The following is a 15,865-nucleotide window of genomic DNA, read 5'->3' as shown; positions in this document are numbered from 1 at the left end:
CCCGGGTCCTCGAGCAGATCGAGTTCATCTGGGACGGCACGGTCCTGGCGGAACAAGCCCACACCGACGGCTTACCCAACGGCCCCAACTTCACCGACGCCCGAGTAACCGTCTGGAACTACGAACCCGGCACCTTCCGCCCGGTAACCCAAACGGAGCGCTCAGCCCTCCGCAACGCCCCCCCAACAGTGGATCGACGAACAGTTCCACTCAATCGTCACCGACCTCGTCGGCACCCCAACAGAACTGGTCAACGACCAAGGCGCCGTCGCCTGGCACCAACGCACAACCCTCTGGGGCGTAACCACCGACCAACCCCGCGCGGGCGCCTACACCCCACTTCGCTTCCCCGGCCAATACCACGACCCAGAAACCGGCTTCAACTACAACTTCCACCGCCACTACGACCCGGCTATTGCGGGGTATTCGAGTAGTGACCCAATTGGGATGGAAGGAGGGTATGCACCCCAAAAATACGTTGACAATCCGATTAGTTGGTATGACCCGCTGGGCTTGAACCCGTGCTATGACCGTTTTATTCAAAGCGCTAACGAACTGCATAAGGGCGGTGAGTACACGGTCGCTGGTAGGGCGCTACAAAAGAAGCTCGGGCGTCCTGGTGAAGCGTATTTATTTGAAGAGTACCGTCCGAGTAAAGGTGATCCGGCTGGTTACAACGAGGCAGCTAATCGGTTTGTGGAAGACGTGATGGCGAATCCGTCCACTGTCGTCCAGGAGGAGTACGGGAGAGTTGCTGGAAAGTATGAGGAGTTGATATCATTTAGGCTCGATGGCGGTCAGGGGGTCGGTCTTCGGTTCACCAAAGCGGGAGAATTCGTAGGTTTCGTGGCATGACTCAGGTGTGGCTCGCTGGAAATAATTATGACGTTGTTTCCGCTTCTGATGTGGCAGCCGATGCGGAGACTCTGGAGTTCAGGAAAGCGGATGATGTTTCTCGTGTTCTTGAAATAGCAATAACACAAGTGGGCGATTACGGATCGCCAGACCTGCGCATCATTGTATTTCGAGAGCTTTCCCTGGCTGTCGTGGAAGATGCTGTCTACTATGCGCGAAAGCGTTTCGGGGTGCCTTCTGGCATGAACTCCGGCTGAACTAGCAGGGAGTATTTGAAACTGTAGATCCCAGGTGCGGCGGATCGCAGTTTCAATTGAAACTGCGGTTCTGGGGTGCGGAGGGCCTGGTTGGGAGGGCTGCGAAACGGGTCCAGACATGGGCCGAGCCCGAGAATGTTTCGTGATCTTTCGATCACTAGGTCTTTTGGCGGCCTGATCGGTCGTCAAGGCCACTGCATCCTCGGGCCGGTCGACCGGGTTTCCCCGGTACCCATCAATGTGCCCAGGGCGGGGGTGTTCGCACCAGGGGCTAAAGTCCCGGATTTCCGCGGGCAGGGGCGGTCAGTCGTCGCCTACGCCCCGGGCTGCCAGGGCTTCGCCGAGGTCGTCGGCGTGGCGGAGGGTTCTGACCAGGAACGGGACCGCGAAGGCCGAGATGGAGCGGTCGGCGCTTCGGGCTCGTTGGGCTTCGCGGACCTGGGTTGCGATGGTCGACAGGGCCGCGACCGCTTGCAGGGTCAGGCCGACGAGGAGGCCGATGCGTTCCGGGCGGACGCCGAGGCGGCGGGTCGGGCCCAGGCCGCGTTCGATCGCGGTGACCAGGTCGTCGACGCGGGTGGTCAGGGTGAACAGGTTCGCCATGGCGAGGGCCGCCAGCAGGCGGAGGCAGACCACCGCCGCGTTGTCGAAGCCGAGCATCCACCACTGGAGCAGGAACACGATCACCAGCAGCGGGATCAGCAGTCGGGAGATCTGCCAGCACCGGCGTGCCGGGATCCGCGCGACGGCGTAGAGCAGGGCCACCGCCAGCGCGCAGCCGGTCAGCGCGAGCGGTGAGCTCAGGACGAAGATCACCACCGCGAACACCAGCAGCGCCAGGAACTTCCAGCCCGCCGCGGCCCGGTGCACCGGGCTGGTGCCCGGTTCGTACAGGCCCAGCGGGTTCATCCGACCAGCTCCCGGTAGTACCGGACGGCCGGGCCGGGTTCGTCGTCGGCGACGACCTTGCCGGACTCCAGCACCACCACGCGGTCGAAGTCGTCCAGCAGGTCCAGGTCGTGGGTGACCAGCACGACCTGCTGGCGCAACCCGGCGAGGACCTCGGCGAAGTGCCGCTTGTTGCGCAGGTCGAGCAGGGTGGTCGGTTCGTCGCAGACCAGCACGTCCGGGTCCAGCACCAGCATCGAGCACAGCGCCAGCAGCTGCTTCTGCCCGCCGGAGAGCTGGTGCGCCGGGTGCTCGGCGTAACCCGCCAAGCCGTGCTGGGCCAGCACTTCGGCGGCCCGGTCCTGCCGTTCGGCCTTGGACAGGCCCTGCTTGCGCAGCGAGAACGCGACGTCCTCACCGGCCGTGGGCATCACGATCTGGCTGTCCGGGTGGGTGAAGACGAAGCCGACGCGGCGCCGCACCGCGCGGCCGTTGCGCACCGGGTCGACGCCGTCGACCAGCACCCGGCCCCGCGACGGGTGCACCAGACCGTTGATCATCCGGGCCAGCGTGGACTTGCCGGACCCGTTCGCCCCCACGAACGCGACGCGCTGCTCGCCCAACCGCAGGTCCACGCCGTCCAGCACGGTGCGCTCGTCGTAGCTGTGCCCGACGCCCTCGAACTCGATCAACCCACTCGCTCCCACATCGTCGCCACTCCCAGCCCGCCGCCGGACGAGAGCGCGGCCAGACCGGTGCGCGGCCCGTCGGCGCGCACCATCCGGCTGAACAGCCGCACCACCAGCACCGCGCCGGACGCACCCCACGGGTGGCCGAGCGCGATGGCGCCGCCGTCCGGGCTGACCAGCTGCTCGTCGATCCCCGCGGCGTCCAGGCAGGCCAGCGCCTGCCCGGCGAAGGCCTCGTTGAACTCGACCACTTCCGGGGTGCGTTCCGCCAGCAGTTCCCGCATCGCGGGCGCCGCGCCGAGGCCGAGCCGGTTCGGGTCGACCCCGGAGTTCCGCGAGCCCACCAGTCGCAGGCCGGGCACGCCGAGCCGGCGCCGCTGCTCCTCGGTGGTGATCAGCACGGCTGCCGCGCCGTCGTTGATGCCGCAGGAGTTCGCCGCCGTCGCGGTGCCGTCCGGGGTGAACGCGGGCCGGAACCGGGCGAGCCGTTCGGCGGTGAAGCCTGCGCGCGGCCGTTCGTCGGTCGTGACCCCGTTGAGCTGCACCAATTCGGCGTCGAACCGGCCGGCTTCGCGCGCGGCGACGGCACGCGCGTGGCTGCGGGCGGCGAACGCGTCCTGGCGTTCCCGGGAGATCCCGGCCTCGGCCGCGACCAGGTCGGCTGCCGGGCCCATGTCCGGATCGCCGATCTCGGCCGGCGCGAACGGCGCGCGCTGGTAGAAGCGGGGCGGCTCGGTCGCCGAACGCGGGCGCCACGCGCGCCACGGCGCGGTCGACGGGCTTTCCGCCCCACCTGCGAGGAACCAGTCGCCGGCACCGGCGCTGATCAGGGCGGCTGCGGTGGTGATCGCGCTGAGCCCGCTCGCGCACTGCCGGTCGACGGTCATGCCGGGCGTGGACTCCCCGAGCCCGGCCCGCAGCGCCGCCACCCGAGCGGGATTTCCGCCGGGGCCGAGGACGTTGCCGAGGAGCACATCGTCCACAGTGGTCACACCGGCGTCGTCCAGCGCGGCGCGCAGCACCGGGGCCGCGAGCCGGTCGACCGGCAGGTGGCGCAGAACGCCCCCGGCCTCGCCGATCGGCGTCCGCCTCGCCGCGATCACCACAGGAGTTCGGTTCACAACGCCTCCGCAGCGAGCGTTCCATCGCGCAGCTGCTCCGCGACCAGGGCGCGCGCCGGTTTGCCGGACGCGGTCCGCGGCAGCTCGCCGATCGCCAACCAGCGCCGGGGTCGTTTGGCGGGCTCCAGCGCATGCCGAGCCCTGGCGCGCAGGTCGCGCCGCGACGGGGGATCGGCCGGATCGACCTCCACCACCGCGGTCACCAGCTCGCCGAAGCGGGGATGCGGGGTGGCCGCGACCAGGACGTCCTTCACGCCGTCCGCGCCGCGCAGCACGGACTCGACCTCCTCGGCGCCGACCAACCGCGCTCCGGTGTTGATCACCGCACTGGCCCGACCGAGGACCTCGAGCGACCCGTCGTCGTGGAGGATCGCCCGATCGCCCACGGTGGACCAGCCGTCGTCGGTGCTCGGCGGGATGACGACGCCGTTGCTCAGGTAGCCGTCGAAGGTGAGCTCGGAGCGGACGCGGAGCTCGGTGTCGCGCACCTCGACGTCGACGACGGGACGCAGGCGGCCGCCGCGCCGCACCGCGATCAGCGAATGCTCGGCGGACCCGTAGTACTCGACGAGCTCGCAACCCGGCAGGACCTTGGCCAGCCGTTCCTCGAGCTCCTGGTCCACCCGGGCGCCGCCGCAGACCACCAGCCGCAGCGCGCATTCGGACCGGAACACCGCGTCCCGCTCCAAAGTGGACACGAGCGCGCTGAGCATCGCGGGCACGAGGTGGACGACGGTGCTGCGCCTGGCCGCGTCGACAGCGTCCTGGGCGGACCACTTGTCGAGCAGGTGCACGTCGGCGCCCGCGTGCAGGGAGTGCAGGGCGCCGAAGAGGAACAGCGAGGAGCTCAGCGGACCCGGGATCAGGACCTGGTCGTGCTGCTCCAAGCCCAGGTCCAGCGCGTCGAAACTCCTCAACCAGGAGCGCCGCGACCGCACCATCACCTTCGGGCGACCGCTGCTCCCCGACGTCGTCGGCAGGTAGAACTGCGTCGCCTCGTCGCCAGTGGGGACGGAGCGAACGGTCCGTTCGTTCCGGTCGGTGAGGTGAACAGGCCGTTCACCCAGGTCCAGGACCACGTCCACGGCGGCGTCGGCGAGGACGGCGGAGCGGTCGCGTTCTGTCCACGTCGGCTCGAGGACGAGCGTGGCGCAGCCCGCGAGGTCCGCGCCGAGGAAGTGGATCAAGCGCGTCAGCGCGTCCCCGCCGTCGAGCGCGACGCGCGAGCCCGGGCGCAGCAGCCGCGCAGCGCTGCGAGCCCGGGCGAGCAGCTCCGGCGCGTCGAGCGCGGCGCCGGAGTGCGCGACCCGCGAAGCGGGGGAGCGGCCGAGGATCGGGAGCACGGTCAGCCCTCGGCGGGCGAGCGGCGCGCAGCGCCGGTGAGCGCCGCCGGGACGGCGCGGTGGACCGCGACGGCGACCAGCGAGACGGCGACGAGCTTGACCGCGTCACCCGGGACGAACACCAGGGACTGCGTCGCGGCGGCGCCCAGGTCGCCGATCATCAGGCCCCAGTACGGGATGCCGATCAGGTAGTCCGCGGCGACACCGGCGACGTTGGCCGTGAGCAGCACCAGCAGGCCCGGCTTCGGCGAGCGCTGAACGATCAGGCCGACGACCACCGCCGACAGGATCCAGCCGAGCACGAAACCGCCGCTCGGGCCGATGAACGGGGCGATGCCTCCGCGACCGCCCGACAGCAGCGGCAGGCCGATCGCGACCAGCGCCAGGAACAGCAGCACCGATGCGCCGCCGCGGCGGGCGCCGAGGATGCTGCCGGCCAGGAGCGGGCCCATGTTCTGCAGCACGATCGGCACCGCGGCGCCGCCGAGGTAGAAGCCCGGGAAGATGCCGAGGACGGCGATGAACGCGGCGAAGACCACAGTCCTGGCCAGGTTCGCGGCGGGCGCGGCTTGGCGCGGTGCGGACACGACGGCTCCCTAGCAGTTGATCGACAACGTCCACCGGTCGGCGTCGACGTCGGACCGGGGCCTCGGCGCGAGCCGCGGCCACCCCGGATCCGCATCCGTCTGCGGCGCTGTGACCAGGTGTTATCCCCGATTTGGGCAGCTCAGGCGCGGCCCGATCGGCACGACGGACCCAACCTACCCGGCGACCCCGCGAAAACAGAAAGCCCAACGCCGAGTTGTCGATCACCGACAAAACCACCGAACGCCGGAGGCGAGCTCCGTCACCCGGGCGACGGAGGTGGTCAGGTCGCGGTGCCGGTGAGGCGCTGGAGGGCGCCTCGGACGATCTGGGGGTTGTGGGTGGTCCAGAACGGGGGGAGGGACGCGCGGAGGAAACCGCCGTAGCGGGCCGTGGCCAGGCGCGGGTCCAGGACCGCGATCACGCCGCGGTCGTTCGGCGCGCGGAGGAGGCGGCCCGCGCCCTGCGCGAGGAGGAGCGCCGCGTGGGTCCCGGCGACGGTGAGGAACCCGTTGCCGCCGTGCTCGGACACCGCTTTCTGCCGCGCCGACGCGAGCGGGTCGTCCGGGCGGGGGAACGGGATCCGGTCCATGATCACCAGCTGCAGCGAATCGCCCGGCACGTCCACGCCCTGCCACAGCGACAGGGTGCCGAACAGCGAGGTCTCCGGGTCCTCGGCGAACTGGCGGACCAGCAGCGCCGTCGTGTCGTCGCCCTGGCACAGCACCGGCGTCGACAGCCGCTGCCGCAGCTCCTCGCTGGCCTGCTTGGCCGCCCGCATCGAGGAGAACAGGCCCAGCGTGCGCCCGCCCGCGGCCTGCACCAGCTCGGTCAGCTCGTCCAGGTACTCCGGCGGCAGGCCGTCGCGGCCCGGCGGCGGCAGGTGCTTGGCGATGTAGAGGATGCCGCTGCGCTGGTGCTCGAACGGCGAACCCACGTCCAGCCCGGTCCACTTCAGGGCGCCGGAATCCGACGGGGCCTCCTTGGCGGTGGCCATCCCGTCGACCTGCTGGGCCCGCTGCTGCCCCGGCAGGCCCCACTGGCGGGCCAACGTGTCGAACGAGCCGCCGAGCGCCAGCGTTGCCGAGGTCAGGACCGTGGTGCGCTGGCCGAACAGCCGCTCGCGCAGGAGCCCGCCGACGCCGATCGGTGCGATGCGGATGGTCGTCGGGCGGTTTGGATCTGCCGAGATCCACACGACCTCGTGCTGCTTCTCGTCCTCGAACGCTTCGAGCAGCCGGACCGCCGTGTCGTGGACTTCTTCGGTGATGGCGTGCGCGAGCTTGCGCGCGGTGCTGCCGTCGGTGTCCTCCTTGCGCTCCGGGCCGAGCGCGTTGATGCACGCCCACGCCGCATCGCGCAGCGCGGTCAGGGCACCGCCGAGGTCCTCCGGGAGTTGTTCCAGCCGACCGGGATTCGCCGCCTGGAGCACCAGGTCCAGGCCCTCGGAGGCCTCTTCGAGCCGGTCGGCGGTCTCCTCGTCGATGGCCCGCCCGCAGCGCCGAGCCGCGAGCCGCACCGAGGTCGCGGTCAGCTCGCCGGTCGCCGCCGAGGTCACCCGGTCCACCAGGTCGTGAGCCTCGTCGACCAGCACCACGTCGTGCTCGGGCAGCACCGGGCGGTCGTCGAGGGCGTCGATGGCCAGCAGCGCGTGGTTGGTCACCACGATGTCCGCGCGCCCGGCCTCGGCGCGGGCCCGTTCGGCGAAGCAGTCGACGCCGACCGGGCAGCGGTGCACGCCGAGGCACTCCTTGGCGGTGACCGACAGCTGCCGCCACGCCTGGTCGGTCACGCCGGGCACCAGCTCGTCGCGGTCGCCGGTCTCGGTTTCGGTGGACCACTCCTGGACGCGCTTGACCTGTCGCTCCAGCGCGGAGGCGGCGAAGGCATCGAACAGCGCGCCCTCGTCGGGCTCTTCCGGGGCGTTGCCGTGGATCCGGTTCAGGCACAAGTAGTTGCGGCGGCCCTTGAGGATCGCGAACGTCGGCCGGCGGCCCAGCGCATCGGCCAGCGCACCGGACAGGCGCGGCAGGTCCCGGTCGACCAGCTGGCGCTGCAACGCGATGGTCGCGGTGGACACGACGACCGTGGTGCCCTCGGCGACGGCGTGCCGGATCGCCGGGACCAGGTAGGCCAGCGACTTGCCGGTGCCGGTCCCGGCCTGCACGGCCAAGTGCTCGCCGGAGGTGATGGAGTGCTCGACGGCCTCGGCCATCCGGGCCTGGCCCTCGCGCGGGACGCCGCCGACCGCCTCGATCGCGACGTTCAGCAGCGTCGGCAGGTCCGGGATGTCCTTCTTGGCCTTGGCCGCCGCCAGCGGCAGCGCCGGTTCGGCCGGGCCGGGCCCGCCCGCCTTCGCGAGATCGTCGGCGATCTCCGGTGGGAGCACGTCGTCTTCGTCGGGCTCGAACGCAACCGGGTCGGACCATCGCGGGACAGAGGTGGGCACGAGGAGAAACTACCGCCCACCCCCGTCGAAGAGCCCCGATGCCCCCGGGTGGGCGCTCAGGACTCCATCGCGGCTCGTTCGGCGGCGCTGCGCAGGACGCAGAACTCGTTGCCCTCGGGATCGGCGAGGACCGCCCAACCCGAGCCGTCGGGATTCCGGAGGTCGGAGACGAGGGTGGCGCCGAGGCCCAGCAGCCGCTCCACCTCCTGCTCGCGCGACGTCTCGGGGCGCAGGCACAGGTGCAGCCGGTTCTTGCCGGACTTCGGCTCGGGCACCTGGTTGAAGTGCAGCACCGGCCCCTCCGCCAGCATCACCTCGGTCTCCGGATGGCCCGGCTCGGACTCCGGGTGCACCGGACGACCGGTCACCTCGCTCCAGAACCGCGCGAGCGCATAAGCGTCCGCGCAGTCGATGGCCACGTTCTGCAACACCGAAACCATGCGCACGAGCTTCCCGGCCCCCACACCGAAAAGCCACCGAATTACGCGCTGCGAAGCGTTCCCGAAGTGACGCTCTCACGTCCATTTCCGCAGGTGGGGACCCGTGAGTACTTTGGGTTGCTATAGCACCCCAAAGTACTCACGGGTCCTGACCAGCTGAAACTTTGCTATCGGACGACGGGTTCGCCGATGAGGTTGATGCCTGCGGTGTCGAGTTCGGTGAGGGCCGCGTCGACGGTTTCGCGCGCCACACCGGCCGTCAGCTCCAGCAGGACCGTGGTGTCCAGGCCGTTGCGCACCGCGTCCAGTGCCGTTGCGCGGACGCAGTGGTCGGTGGCGATGCCCACCACGTCGACCCGGCGCACACCGCGCTCGGCCAGCCAGTCGTGCAGCGGCCGGTCGCGCGGGTCGATCCCCTCGAAGCCCGAGTAGCCATCGCTGTACTGGCCCTTGGAGAACACCGCCTCCACCGGGCCCACGTCCAGCGCCGGGTGGAACGCCGCGCCGGGCGTGCCCGCGACGCAGTGCCGCGGCCAGGAGCGCACGAAGTCCGGTTCGTCGCTGAAGTGCGCACCCGGGTCGATGTGGTAGTCGCGGGTCGCCACCACGTGGTCGTGGTCGAACCCGGCGAGGTACTGCGAAATCGCCGCGGCCACCTCGGCGCCGCCCGACACCGCGAGTGCACCGCCCTCGCAGAAGTCGTTCTGCACGTCCACGATGATCAGCGCTTTGGTCATCCCGGCTCCCTCGGGTCGCGTCCCCATTGTGGTCGGTCGTCAGGCGGTGTGGAAGACGGTCGGGATCGCCGGTTCACCCTTGGAGAGCGTCAGACCTTCCCAGGGCAGCGTGACCAGCGCGTGCCGCAGCCGCTGGCGGTTGTCCTCCAGCGTGGGCAGGTCCGCGACGCGCTTGCCGTCGCGGATCAGCGGGATCTGCAGGAACCGGTCGTGCGGCCCGAGCACCGGTTCGGACGCCCCCGGCGCGACCTGGAACACGACCTCCTCCACGGCGGTACCGGTCTCCTTGTACCGGCGCACCGCGGCCTTGCGCCCGCCGCGCGACTCCTTGTGCGAGCTGCGCTTGGCGACCGGTCGGCCCTCGACCTCGACCAGCTTGTAGACCATCTCCGCGGTCGGCGCCCCGGAACCGGTGACCAGCGAGGTCCCGACGCCGTAGCCGTCGACCGGTTCGGCGCGCAGCGCGGCGATCGCGTACTCGTCGAGGTCGCCGGAGACGACGATCCGGGTGTTCAAGGCACCCAGCGCGTCCAGCTGCTCGCGGGCCTGCCGGGCCAGCACGCCGACGTCACCGGAGTCGATGCGGACCGCGCCCAGCTCCGGGCCTGCGACCTCGACCGCCAGCTCGATGCCGCGGGTGATGTCGTAGGTGTCCACCAGCAGCGTGGTGCCGGTGCCCAGCGACGCGACCTGCGATTCGAAGGCCTCGCGCTCGGAGTCGTGCAGCAGCGTGAAGGCGTGCGCCGCGGTGCCCGTGGTGGGGATGCCGTAGCGGCGCCCGGCCTCCAAGTTCGAGGTGCCGGTGAACCCGGCGAGGTAGGCGATCCGGGCGGCGGAGACCGCGGACTCCTCGTGGGTGCGCCGCGAACCCATCTCGATGATCCGCCGGCCGTTGGCGGCCGAGACCATCCGGGCCGCCGCCGCGGCGATCGCGCTGTCGTGGTTGAGGATCGACAGCACCAGCGTCTCCAGCACCACGGCCTCGGCGAACGTGCCGCGCACGGTCAGCAGCGGGGACCCGGGGAAGAACAGCTCGCCCTCCGGGTAGCCGTCGATCTGCCCCTGGAACCGGTAGTCGCGCAACCACGCCAAGGTCGACTCGCCGACCACGTCGTGCTCGGCGAGCTGGGCCAGCTCCTCCTCGCCGAAGGTGAAGTTCTCGATCGCGTCGAGCACGCGGCCGATGCCGCCGGCGACCCCGTACCGGCGCCCGTTCGGCAGCCGCCGGGTGAACACCTCGAAGGTGCACGGCCGGTGCGCGGTCCCATCGCGGAGCGCGCTGTCGAGCATCGTCAGCTCGTAGTGGTCCGTTAGCAGCGCAGTGCTGGTGCTCATGGAGCAGAGATTACGTGGTCCCCGATCAACCGCGGCAGATCGGCCGAACCCGGTCGGGAGCCGGGGTCCCGCTGCTCGCGCCGCCGGTCGAACCGGCCCGAGAACCACAAACAATGTTGTGACGGGGGCGTGCAACGATAGGGGTATGACCTCGCCCGCTGAGATCGAGCGCGCGCAACTCGAAGCGGACGCGCTCGGCACCGAGGACAAGCCGTGGGTGACCGTGGTCTGGAACGACCCGGTCAACCTCATGTCCTACGTCACCTACGTGCTGCAGAAGATCTTCGGTTACACCCGGGACCACGCGACGAAGTTGATGTTGGACGTGCACCACAAGGGCAAGGCGGTGGTGTCCTCGGGGTCCAAGGAGAAGGTCGAGGGCGATGTGGCGAAGCTGCACGCCGCCGGCCTGTGGGCGACGATGCAGAAGGATTCCTGAGTGGAAGGCTGGACCCGCAAGAACGGGAACGTGCAGGCCGAGCTGTCGCAGCAGGAGGCCGCGGTCATCCGGGGCCTGGTCGGGCAGATCAAGGACATGCTGACCGCGCGCTCCGCGGAAGCTCCCGCCGACGAGCTGGCCGAGCTGACCGGTATCCGCACGGGCCCGACGACGGCGCCCGAGGACCGGGTGCTGGCGCGGCTGCTGCCGGACTTCTACCGCCGCGACCCGATCACCGGTGAGACCGACGAGGAGCAGGTGGATGCGGCCGGCGCGATGCGCTCGCTGCACGAACCGTCCCTGCTGGAGGCCAAGACCGGAGCGGCGCGGCTGGTGCTGGAGACCTGCCCGCCGGACGGCGGCCGGGTGAAGCTGACCGGTGAGCAGGCCGACGGCTGGCTGACGGCGCTCAACGACGTCCGCCTGGCGCTGGGCACCGCGCTGGACGTGGACGAGGACATGCCCGAGGACCTCCCCGAGGACGACCTGCGCCGTGAGCACCTGGGTGTCTACCAGTGGTTGACCTGGGTCCAGGACAGTCTCGTCACCGCCCTCATGACCTGATCGGTCCCGCAGTTTCAATTGAAACTGCAGTCGATCCCACATGGTGGACCACAGTTTCAATTGAAACTGCAGATCCCAGGCACGCCGGATCACAGTTTCAATTGAAACTGCGGAATCGGGCGGAGCGCTCCGGGCTCAGCCGTGGAGGTCTCGGTAGGCGCGTTGGGCTCCTGGGTGGAGGGGGACCTTTCCGGTGCCGATGAGGTTGCCGACGTCGAGGAACTGGGTTCCGACCGTCGGCTGGGGGACCAGGAACGGCGCGCGCAGCACCAGGACTCGGACCACCGCTTCTGCCACGTCGTCGGGTAGTTCCGGGGTGCACGCCAGGATGTTGGCGACGCCGACCGTGGGCACGCCGGCCGCGCGGAGGTAGGCGCCCGGCGGCACTTGGAGCTGGTCGCAGGATGGGCCGCAGCCGGCCATCTCCGGCTCCAGCGGCAGCAGCCGGATGCCGATCCGGTCGTCCAGCGCCCGCAGCGCCGGGGTCGGGATCCCGCCGGACCACAGCAGCGCGTCGATGCTGCCGTTCTCCAACGCCGCGATCGCTTCGTCCAGCGGCAGCGCGGTGGTCCGGACGCCTGGTCGCGCGGCGAGCAGCCGCCGCCCGAACAGCGCGGTGCCGGACTTCGGCGCGCCGATCGAGACCGTTCGCCCGGACAGTTCGTCCAGCGCGCGCACCGGGCTGTCCGCGCGCACCACCAGCTGCGCGTAGTTCTCGTAAACCCTGCCCAGCGCGCGCAGCTCGACCGGTGGCCCGAGCTCGCCGGCCTGCACTGCGGCGGCGGTGCCCGCGAGCACCATGCCGAGGTCGGTGCCGCCGTCCCGGAGCAGTTCGACGTTGCCCACGCTGCCCTGCGTGTTCAGCACCTCCATGCGGTTCCCGGGCGTCGCCGCCGACACCTCGGCCGCCAGCAGTCGCGCGAACGAGGTGTAGAAACCGCCGGGTTCACCTGCGGCGATGCGGATCGTGCGGGCGGGCGTGCCGCTGGTGCACGCGGTGAGCAGCCCAACGCCCGCCATCGCGAGGAAGTCGCGGCGGCGCATCAGCAGTCCCCCGGAAGTTCCAGCCGCACCGACAGCCCGTGCGGCTCGACGCTCTCCAGCCGCATCGCCCCGCCCCGGGCGCTGACCAGCCGGTCGACGATGGCCAGGCCGAGCCCGGAGCCGCGGCTGCCGCGATGCCGGTCGGCCCGCCAGAACCGCCGCGCTGCCTGCGGGATCTCCGCCTCGGACAGCCCGGGACCGGTGTCGCGGACGATCAGAGCGCACCCCTCGGCGCGCACCTCGACCGAGGAGCCGCGCCCGGCGTACTTGATCGCGTTGTCCAGCAGCACGTCCAGGACCTGCGTCAACTCGTCCGGCGGGACGTCCACGAGCGCTTCGTCCAGGCGGGGCGCGGACAGCGCGACGCCCGCCGCTTCGGCGGCCGACCGCCACGCCTCGACGCGGTCCACCGCGACCGCCGCCACCTCGCTGGTGTCCGAAGTGGACGGTTCTGGTTCGCGGTCGGCGGTGGCCAGCGCCAGCAGCCGGTCCAGCAGCGACTCCAGCCGGTCGACCTCCGCCACCGCGGACCGGTAGGTCTTGGTGCCGTCCGGGGTGATCCGCCGCTCCAGCGAGTCCACCCGCAGCCGCAGCGCCGCCATCGGGTTGCGCAGCTGGTGCGAGGCGTCGGCGACCAGCCGCCGCTGCTGCTCCTCGGCGTCGGCGACCGCCTCCGACATCCGGTTGAACGACATCGCCAGCTCCCGCAGCTCCGGCGGTCCGGCATCGACCGGAACCCGCGACCGGCGCGAGCCTGCGCCGACCGCCCGGACCCCGGCGCGCAGCTCGGCCAACGGCCGCAGGACCCACCTGGCCAGCACCAATGCCAACAACCCGCACACCAGCAACGCGCTGAGCGCACCAGCGGCGATCAGCGCCCAGCTCCGGCCGATGTCGTCCGTCGCGCGCTGCACGGACGCCTCCACCACGACTGCTCCGGTCACGCGCGTCCCGTCGCCGACCGGCCGGTAGCGCACCAGATCCCCCCTGGACCACGGCCGCAGCCACGGCACCGGCCCGGCGAGCTCGTTGCGCAGCGCTTTCTCCGTCGCATCGGCAACGTCGGCGGCGTGCAACCCGCCGGTCTCGACCACCGGAGCGCGTGCGGCGTCGACCACGACCAGCGGTTCGCCGTAGAGCTCGGTGTAGCGGGTGGCCTCGTCGATCAGCTGCGCGCGGTCACCGGTGCTGAAGGCGTGGTCGGCGAGCGCGGCGAACCGGTCCAGATCGGCGGAGCGGGCCAGCACGAGCTGCTGCGTCCGCTCGGCGGCGGTGGCGCGCAGCAGCGGAGCGGCGAACCCGGCGACCGCGACGATCGAGAACCCCAGCAGCACCAGCAACAAGCGCCTGCGCACCGGCTCAGCTCTCCCCGAACCGGTAGCCGAAGCCGCGGATGGTCACCAGGAGCTCCGGGCGCCCGAGCTTCGCGCGCAGCTGCGCGATGTGGACGTCCAGGGACCGCGAAACCGCCAGGTAGGCATCGCCCCACACCTCGTCCATCAAGCGCTGCCTGCTGACCGCGCTGCCCGCCTCCCTGGCGAGCACCGCCAGCACGTCGAACTCCTTCGGCGTCAGCTCCACGTCGTGCCCGGCGACCCGCACCCGCCGGGTGCGCAGGTCCACCTGCACGTCGTCGACCTGCACCTCCTCGGCGTCGGCCGCCAGCGGCCGCCCGCGCCGCGCCACGGCCTCGATGCGCGCCACCAGCTCCGCCATCCGAACCGGTTTGACCAGGTAGTCGTCCGCGCCGGAGCGCAAACCGCGGACGACCATCCGCTCCTCGCCGCGCGCGGTCAGCACCACCACCGGGACCGGCCCGATCCGGCGCAGCTTGCGCAGCACGTCGAGCCCGTCGGCGTCGGGCAGGCCCAGGTCCAGCAGCACCAGGTCGTGGTCGCGGTGCCTGGTCAGCGCATCCGCGCCGCGGGTGACGCGGGTGGGCCGGTGCCCGTGCGCGGCGAGGACGTCGACGAGTGCGTCGGCGACACCGTCGTCGTCCTCGACGAGAAGCACGCGCACCGGCCACCTCCAGCAGATCCGACTGCGAGTATGGCCAGCCGGTGGATCATGCTTCGATGCGGGAGTCCTTCGAGGTCTCGCGCATCCGGACGTAGACCAGCAGCGAGATCAGCACGCAGCCGGAGACGTACCAGAAGAAAGCGCTCTCCATGCCCGCCTGCTTCAGCCACAGCGCGACGTACTCCGAGGAGCCGCCGAAGATCGCCACGGTCAGCGCGTAGGGCAGGCCGACGCCGAGCGCGCGGATGTTGGTCGGGAACAGCTCGGCCTTCACGATCGCGTTGATCGAGGTGTAGCCGGTGACGATCACCAGCCCGCCCAGCATCAGCGCGAAGGCCAGGAACGGGTTCTGCGTGCCGCCGAGCAGCGTCATGATCGGCACCGTCAGCACCGTGCCCGCGATGCCGAAGGTCAGCAGCAGCCAGCGGCGGCCGATGCGGTCGGACAGGGCGCCGGCCAGCGGCTGCAGGAACAGGAACACCAGCAGCGCGAAGAAGTTGATCCAGGCCGCGGTCGGCTTGCTGATGCCGGCCGTGGCGACCATGTACTTCTGCAGGTAGGTCGTGTACGTGTAGAACGCCACGGTGCCGCCGAGGGTGAGGCCGACGACCAGCAGGCACTCCTTGGGGTGCTGCAGCAGCGCCTTGATCGTGCCGCGCGACTCGCCGCCGGAGGAGTTCTTGTAGCTCTCGGTCTCGTCCATGCCGCGCCGCAGCCACATCACGATGATCGCGCCGATCGCACCGATCACGAACGGGATCCGCCAGCCCCACGACTCCATCTGGTCGTTGGTGAGCACCAGCAGCAGCAGGATCTGCACGCCCAGCGCGGTGAGCTGGCCGGCGACCAGCGTCACGTACTGGAAGCTGGAGTAGTAGCCGCGCTTGCCCGGGGTGGCGACCTCGGAGAGGTAGGTCGCGGAGGTGGAGTACTCGCCGCCGACGGAGATGCCCTGCACCAGTCGGGCCAGCACCAGCAGCAGCGGCGCGCCGAGCCCGATCGTCTCGTAGCTGGGGGTCGCCGCGATCACCAGCGAACCGCACGCCATCAGCGTCACCGACAGCGTCAGCGCGGCGCGGCGGCCGAACCGGTCGGCGTAG

At 70.8% G+C, this 15,865-nt stretch carries 17 protein-coding genes; 4 read left to right on the top strand and 13 right to left on the bottom strand.

Features of this window, described 5'->3' with window-relative positions; translation table 11 throughout:
* The first annotated feature begins 192 nt into the window (after positions 1-192).
* Together OU415_RS15770 and OU415_RS15765 are read left to right on the top strand one after the other, a co-directional pair.
* The gene (locus OU415_RS15770) at positions 193-855 is read left to right on the top strand and encodes an RHS repeat domain-containing protein (protein WP_333777934.1); all 663 of its coding nucleotides are present in this window, start codon (positions 193-195) and stop codon (positions 853-855) included.
* Positions 852-1,112, top strand: coding sequence for a hypothetical protein (locus tag OU415_RS15765; RefSeq protein WP_270949520.1), 261 nt, complete (start codon positions 852-854; stop codon positions 1,110-1,112). The genes OU415_RS15770 and OU415_RS15765 overlap by 4 nt, the downstream gene beginning before the upstream one ends.
* Positions 1,113-1,415: 303 nt before the next feature.
* On the opposite strand, the gene OU415_RS15760 is transcribed toward OU415_RS15765, so the two are convergent.
* The 9 genes from OU415_RS15760 to OU415_RS15720 all read right to left on the bottom strand — a co-directional run bounded on the left by OU415_RS15760 (position 1,416) and on the right by OU415_RS15720 (position 10,699).
* The gene (locus OU415_RS15760) at positions 1,416-2,021 is read right to left on the bottom strand and encodes an energy-coupling factor transporter transmembrane component T family protein (RefSeq protein ID WP_270949519.1); all 606 of its coding nucleotides are present in this window, start codon (positions 2,019-2,021) and stop codon (positions 1,416-1,418) included.
* A complete protein-coding gene (locus OU415_RS15755; protein WP_270949518.1) occupies positions 2,018-2,692 on the bottom strand; it encodes an energy-coupling factor ABC transporter ATP-binding protein in 675 nt (224 codons plus the stop codon). Before OU415_RS15755 ends, OU415_RS15760 begins: the two co-directional genes overlap by 4 nt.
* A complete protein-coding gene (locus OU415_RS15750) occupies positions 2,689-3,810 on the bottom strand; it encodes a thiolase family protein (protein WP_270949517.1) in 1,122 nt (373 codons plus the stop codon). The genes OU415_RS15755 and OU415_RS15750 overlap by 4 nt, the downstream gene beginning before the upstream one ends.
* Positions 3,807-5,153 (bottom strand): class I adenylate-forming enzyme family protein, encoded by a 1,347-nt coding sequence (locus OU415_RS15745; protein ID WP_270949516.1) that lies wholly within the window; start codon positions 5,151-5,153, stop codon positions 3,807-3,809. Before OU415_RS15745 ends, OU415_RS15750 begins: the two co-directional genes overlap by 4 nt.
* 2 nt (positions 5,154-5,155) lie before the next feature.
* Entirely contained in the window at positions 5,156-5,740 is a 585-nt protein-coding gene (locus OU415_RS15740) for a biotin transporter BioY (protein WP_270949515.1), read from the bottom strand.
* A gap of 281 nt (positions 5,741-6,021) precedes the next feature.
* The gene (locus tag OU415_RS15735) at positions 6,022-8,187 is read right to left on the bottom strand and encodes an ATP-dependent DNA helicase (protein WP_408641855.1); all 2,166 of its coding nucleotides are present in this window, start codon (positions 8,185-8,187) and stop codon (positions 6,022-6,024) included.
* A 56-nt stretch (positions 8,188-8,243) separates the two neighbouring features.
* A complete protein-coding gene (locus tag OU415_RS15730; RefSeq protein ID WP_270949514.1) occupies positions 8,244-8,627 on the bottom strand; it encodes a VOC family protein in 384 nt (127 codons plus the stop codon).
* A 167-nt stretch (positions 8,628-8,794) separates the two neighbouring features.
* Positions 8,795-9,364 carry a nicotinamidase gene (locus tag OU415_RS15725; protein ID WP_270949513.1) on the bottom strand — a complete coding sequence of 190 codons (570 nt, stop codon included), beginning with the start codon at positions 9,362-9,364 and terminating at the stop codon, positions 8,795-8,797.
* A gap of 39 nt (positions 9,365-9,403) precedes the next feature.
* Positions 9,404-10,699, bottom strand: coding sequence for a nicotinate phosphoribosyltransferase (locus OU415_RS15720; RefSeq protein ID WP_270949511.1), 1,296 nt, complete (start codon positions 10,697-10,699; stop codon positions 9,404-9,406).
* Positions 10,700-10,844: 145 nt separating this feature from the next.
* On the opposite strand from OU415_RS15720, the gene clpS reads away from it, so the two are divergent.
* Both clpS and OU415_RS15710 read left to right on the top strand, forming a co-directional pair.
* Positions 10,845-11,138, top strand: coding sequence for an ATP-dependent Clp protease adapter ClpS (gene clpS, locus OU415_RS15715; RefSeq protein ID WP_270949510.1), 294 nt, complete (start codon positions 10,845-10,847; stop codon positions 11,136-11,138).
* Positions 11,139-11,702 (top strand): DUF2017 domain-containing protein, encoded by a 564-nt coding sequence (locus tag OU415_RS15710; RefSeq protein ID WP_270949509.1) that lies wholly within the window; start codon positions 11,139-11,141, stop codon positions 11,700-11,702.
* A gap of 135 nt (positions 11,703-11,837) precedes the next feature.
* Here OU415_RS15710 and OU415_RS15705 read toward each other — a convergent pair whose 3' ends face one another.
* From OU415_RS15705 to OU415_RS15690, 4 genes are all read right to left on the bottom strand, one after another.
* On the bottom strand, positions 11,838-12,746 hold the full coding sequence (locus OU415_RS15705; protein WP_408641854.1) for a TAXI family TRAP transporter solute-binding subunit: 909 nt from the start codon (positions 12,744-12,746) through the stop codon (positions 11,838-11,840).
* A complete protein-coding gene (locus tag OU415_RS15700) occupies positions 12,746-14,101 on the bottom strand; it encodes a sensor histidine kinase (RefSeq protein ID WP_270949508.1) in 1,356 nt (451 codons plus the stop codon). Before OU415_RS15700 ends, OU415_RS15705 begins: the two co-directional genes overlap by 1 nt.
* A 4-nt stretch (positions 14,102-14,105) precedes the next feature.
* The gene (locus OU415_RS15695; protein WP_270949507.1) at positions 14,106-14,765 is read right to left on the bottom strand and encodes a response regulator transcription factor; all 660 of its coding nucleotides are present in this window, start codon (positions 14,763-14,765) and stop codon (positions 14,106-14,108) included.
* A 46-nt stretch (positions 14,766-14,811) separates the two neighbouring features.
* Positions 14,812-15,865: MFS transporter (locus OU415_RS15690; RefSeq protein ID WP_270949506.1), on the bottom strand; the 1,054-nt coding region annotated here is incomplete at its 5' end.

It is taken from the genome of Saccharopolyspora oryzae (genome assembly GCF_027853915.1).
Classification (GTDB): Bacteria; Actinomycetota; Actinomycetes; order Mycobacteriales; family Pseudonocardiaceae; genus Saccharopolyspora; species Saccharopolyspora oryzae.
This window is presented reverse-complemented; position numbering and strand designations above follow the sequence as displayed.

What these genes read in the sequence shown, in the direction of transcription:
- OU415_RS15765 (WP_270949520.1), top strand. Translation starts at nt 852, where the DNA reads ATGACTCAGGTGTGGCTCGCTGGAAATAATTATGACGTTGTTTCCGCT.
- OU415_RS15760 (WP_270949519.1), bottom strand. Translation starts at nt 2,021, where the DNA reads ATGAACCCGCTGGGCCTGTACGAACCGGGCACCAGCCCGGTGCACCGG.
- OU415_RS15730 (WP_270949514.1), bottom strand. Translation starts at nt 8,627, where the DNA reads ATGGTTTCGGTGTTGCAGAACGTGGCCATCGACTGCGCGGACGCTTAT.
- OU415_RS15725 (WP_270949513.1), bottom strand. Translation starts at nt 9,364, where the DNA reads ATGACCAAAGCGCTGATCATCGTGGACGTGCAGAACGACTTCTGCGAG.
- OU415_RS15720 (WP_270949511.1), bottom strand. Translation starts at nt 10,699, where the DNA reads ATGAGCACCAGCACTGCGCTGCTAACGGACCACTACGAGCTGACGATG.
- clpS (WP_270949510.1), top strand. Translation starts at nt 10,845, where the DNA reads ATGACCTCGCCCGCTGAGATCGAGCGCGCGCAACTCGAAGCGGACGCG.
- OU415_RS15705 (WP_408641854.1), bottom strand. Translation starts at nt 12,746, where the DNA reads ATGCGCCGCCGCGACTTCCTCGCGATGGCGGGCGTTGGGCTGCTCACC.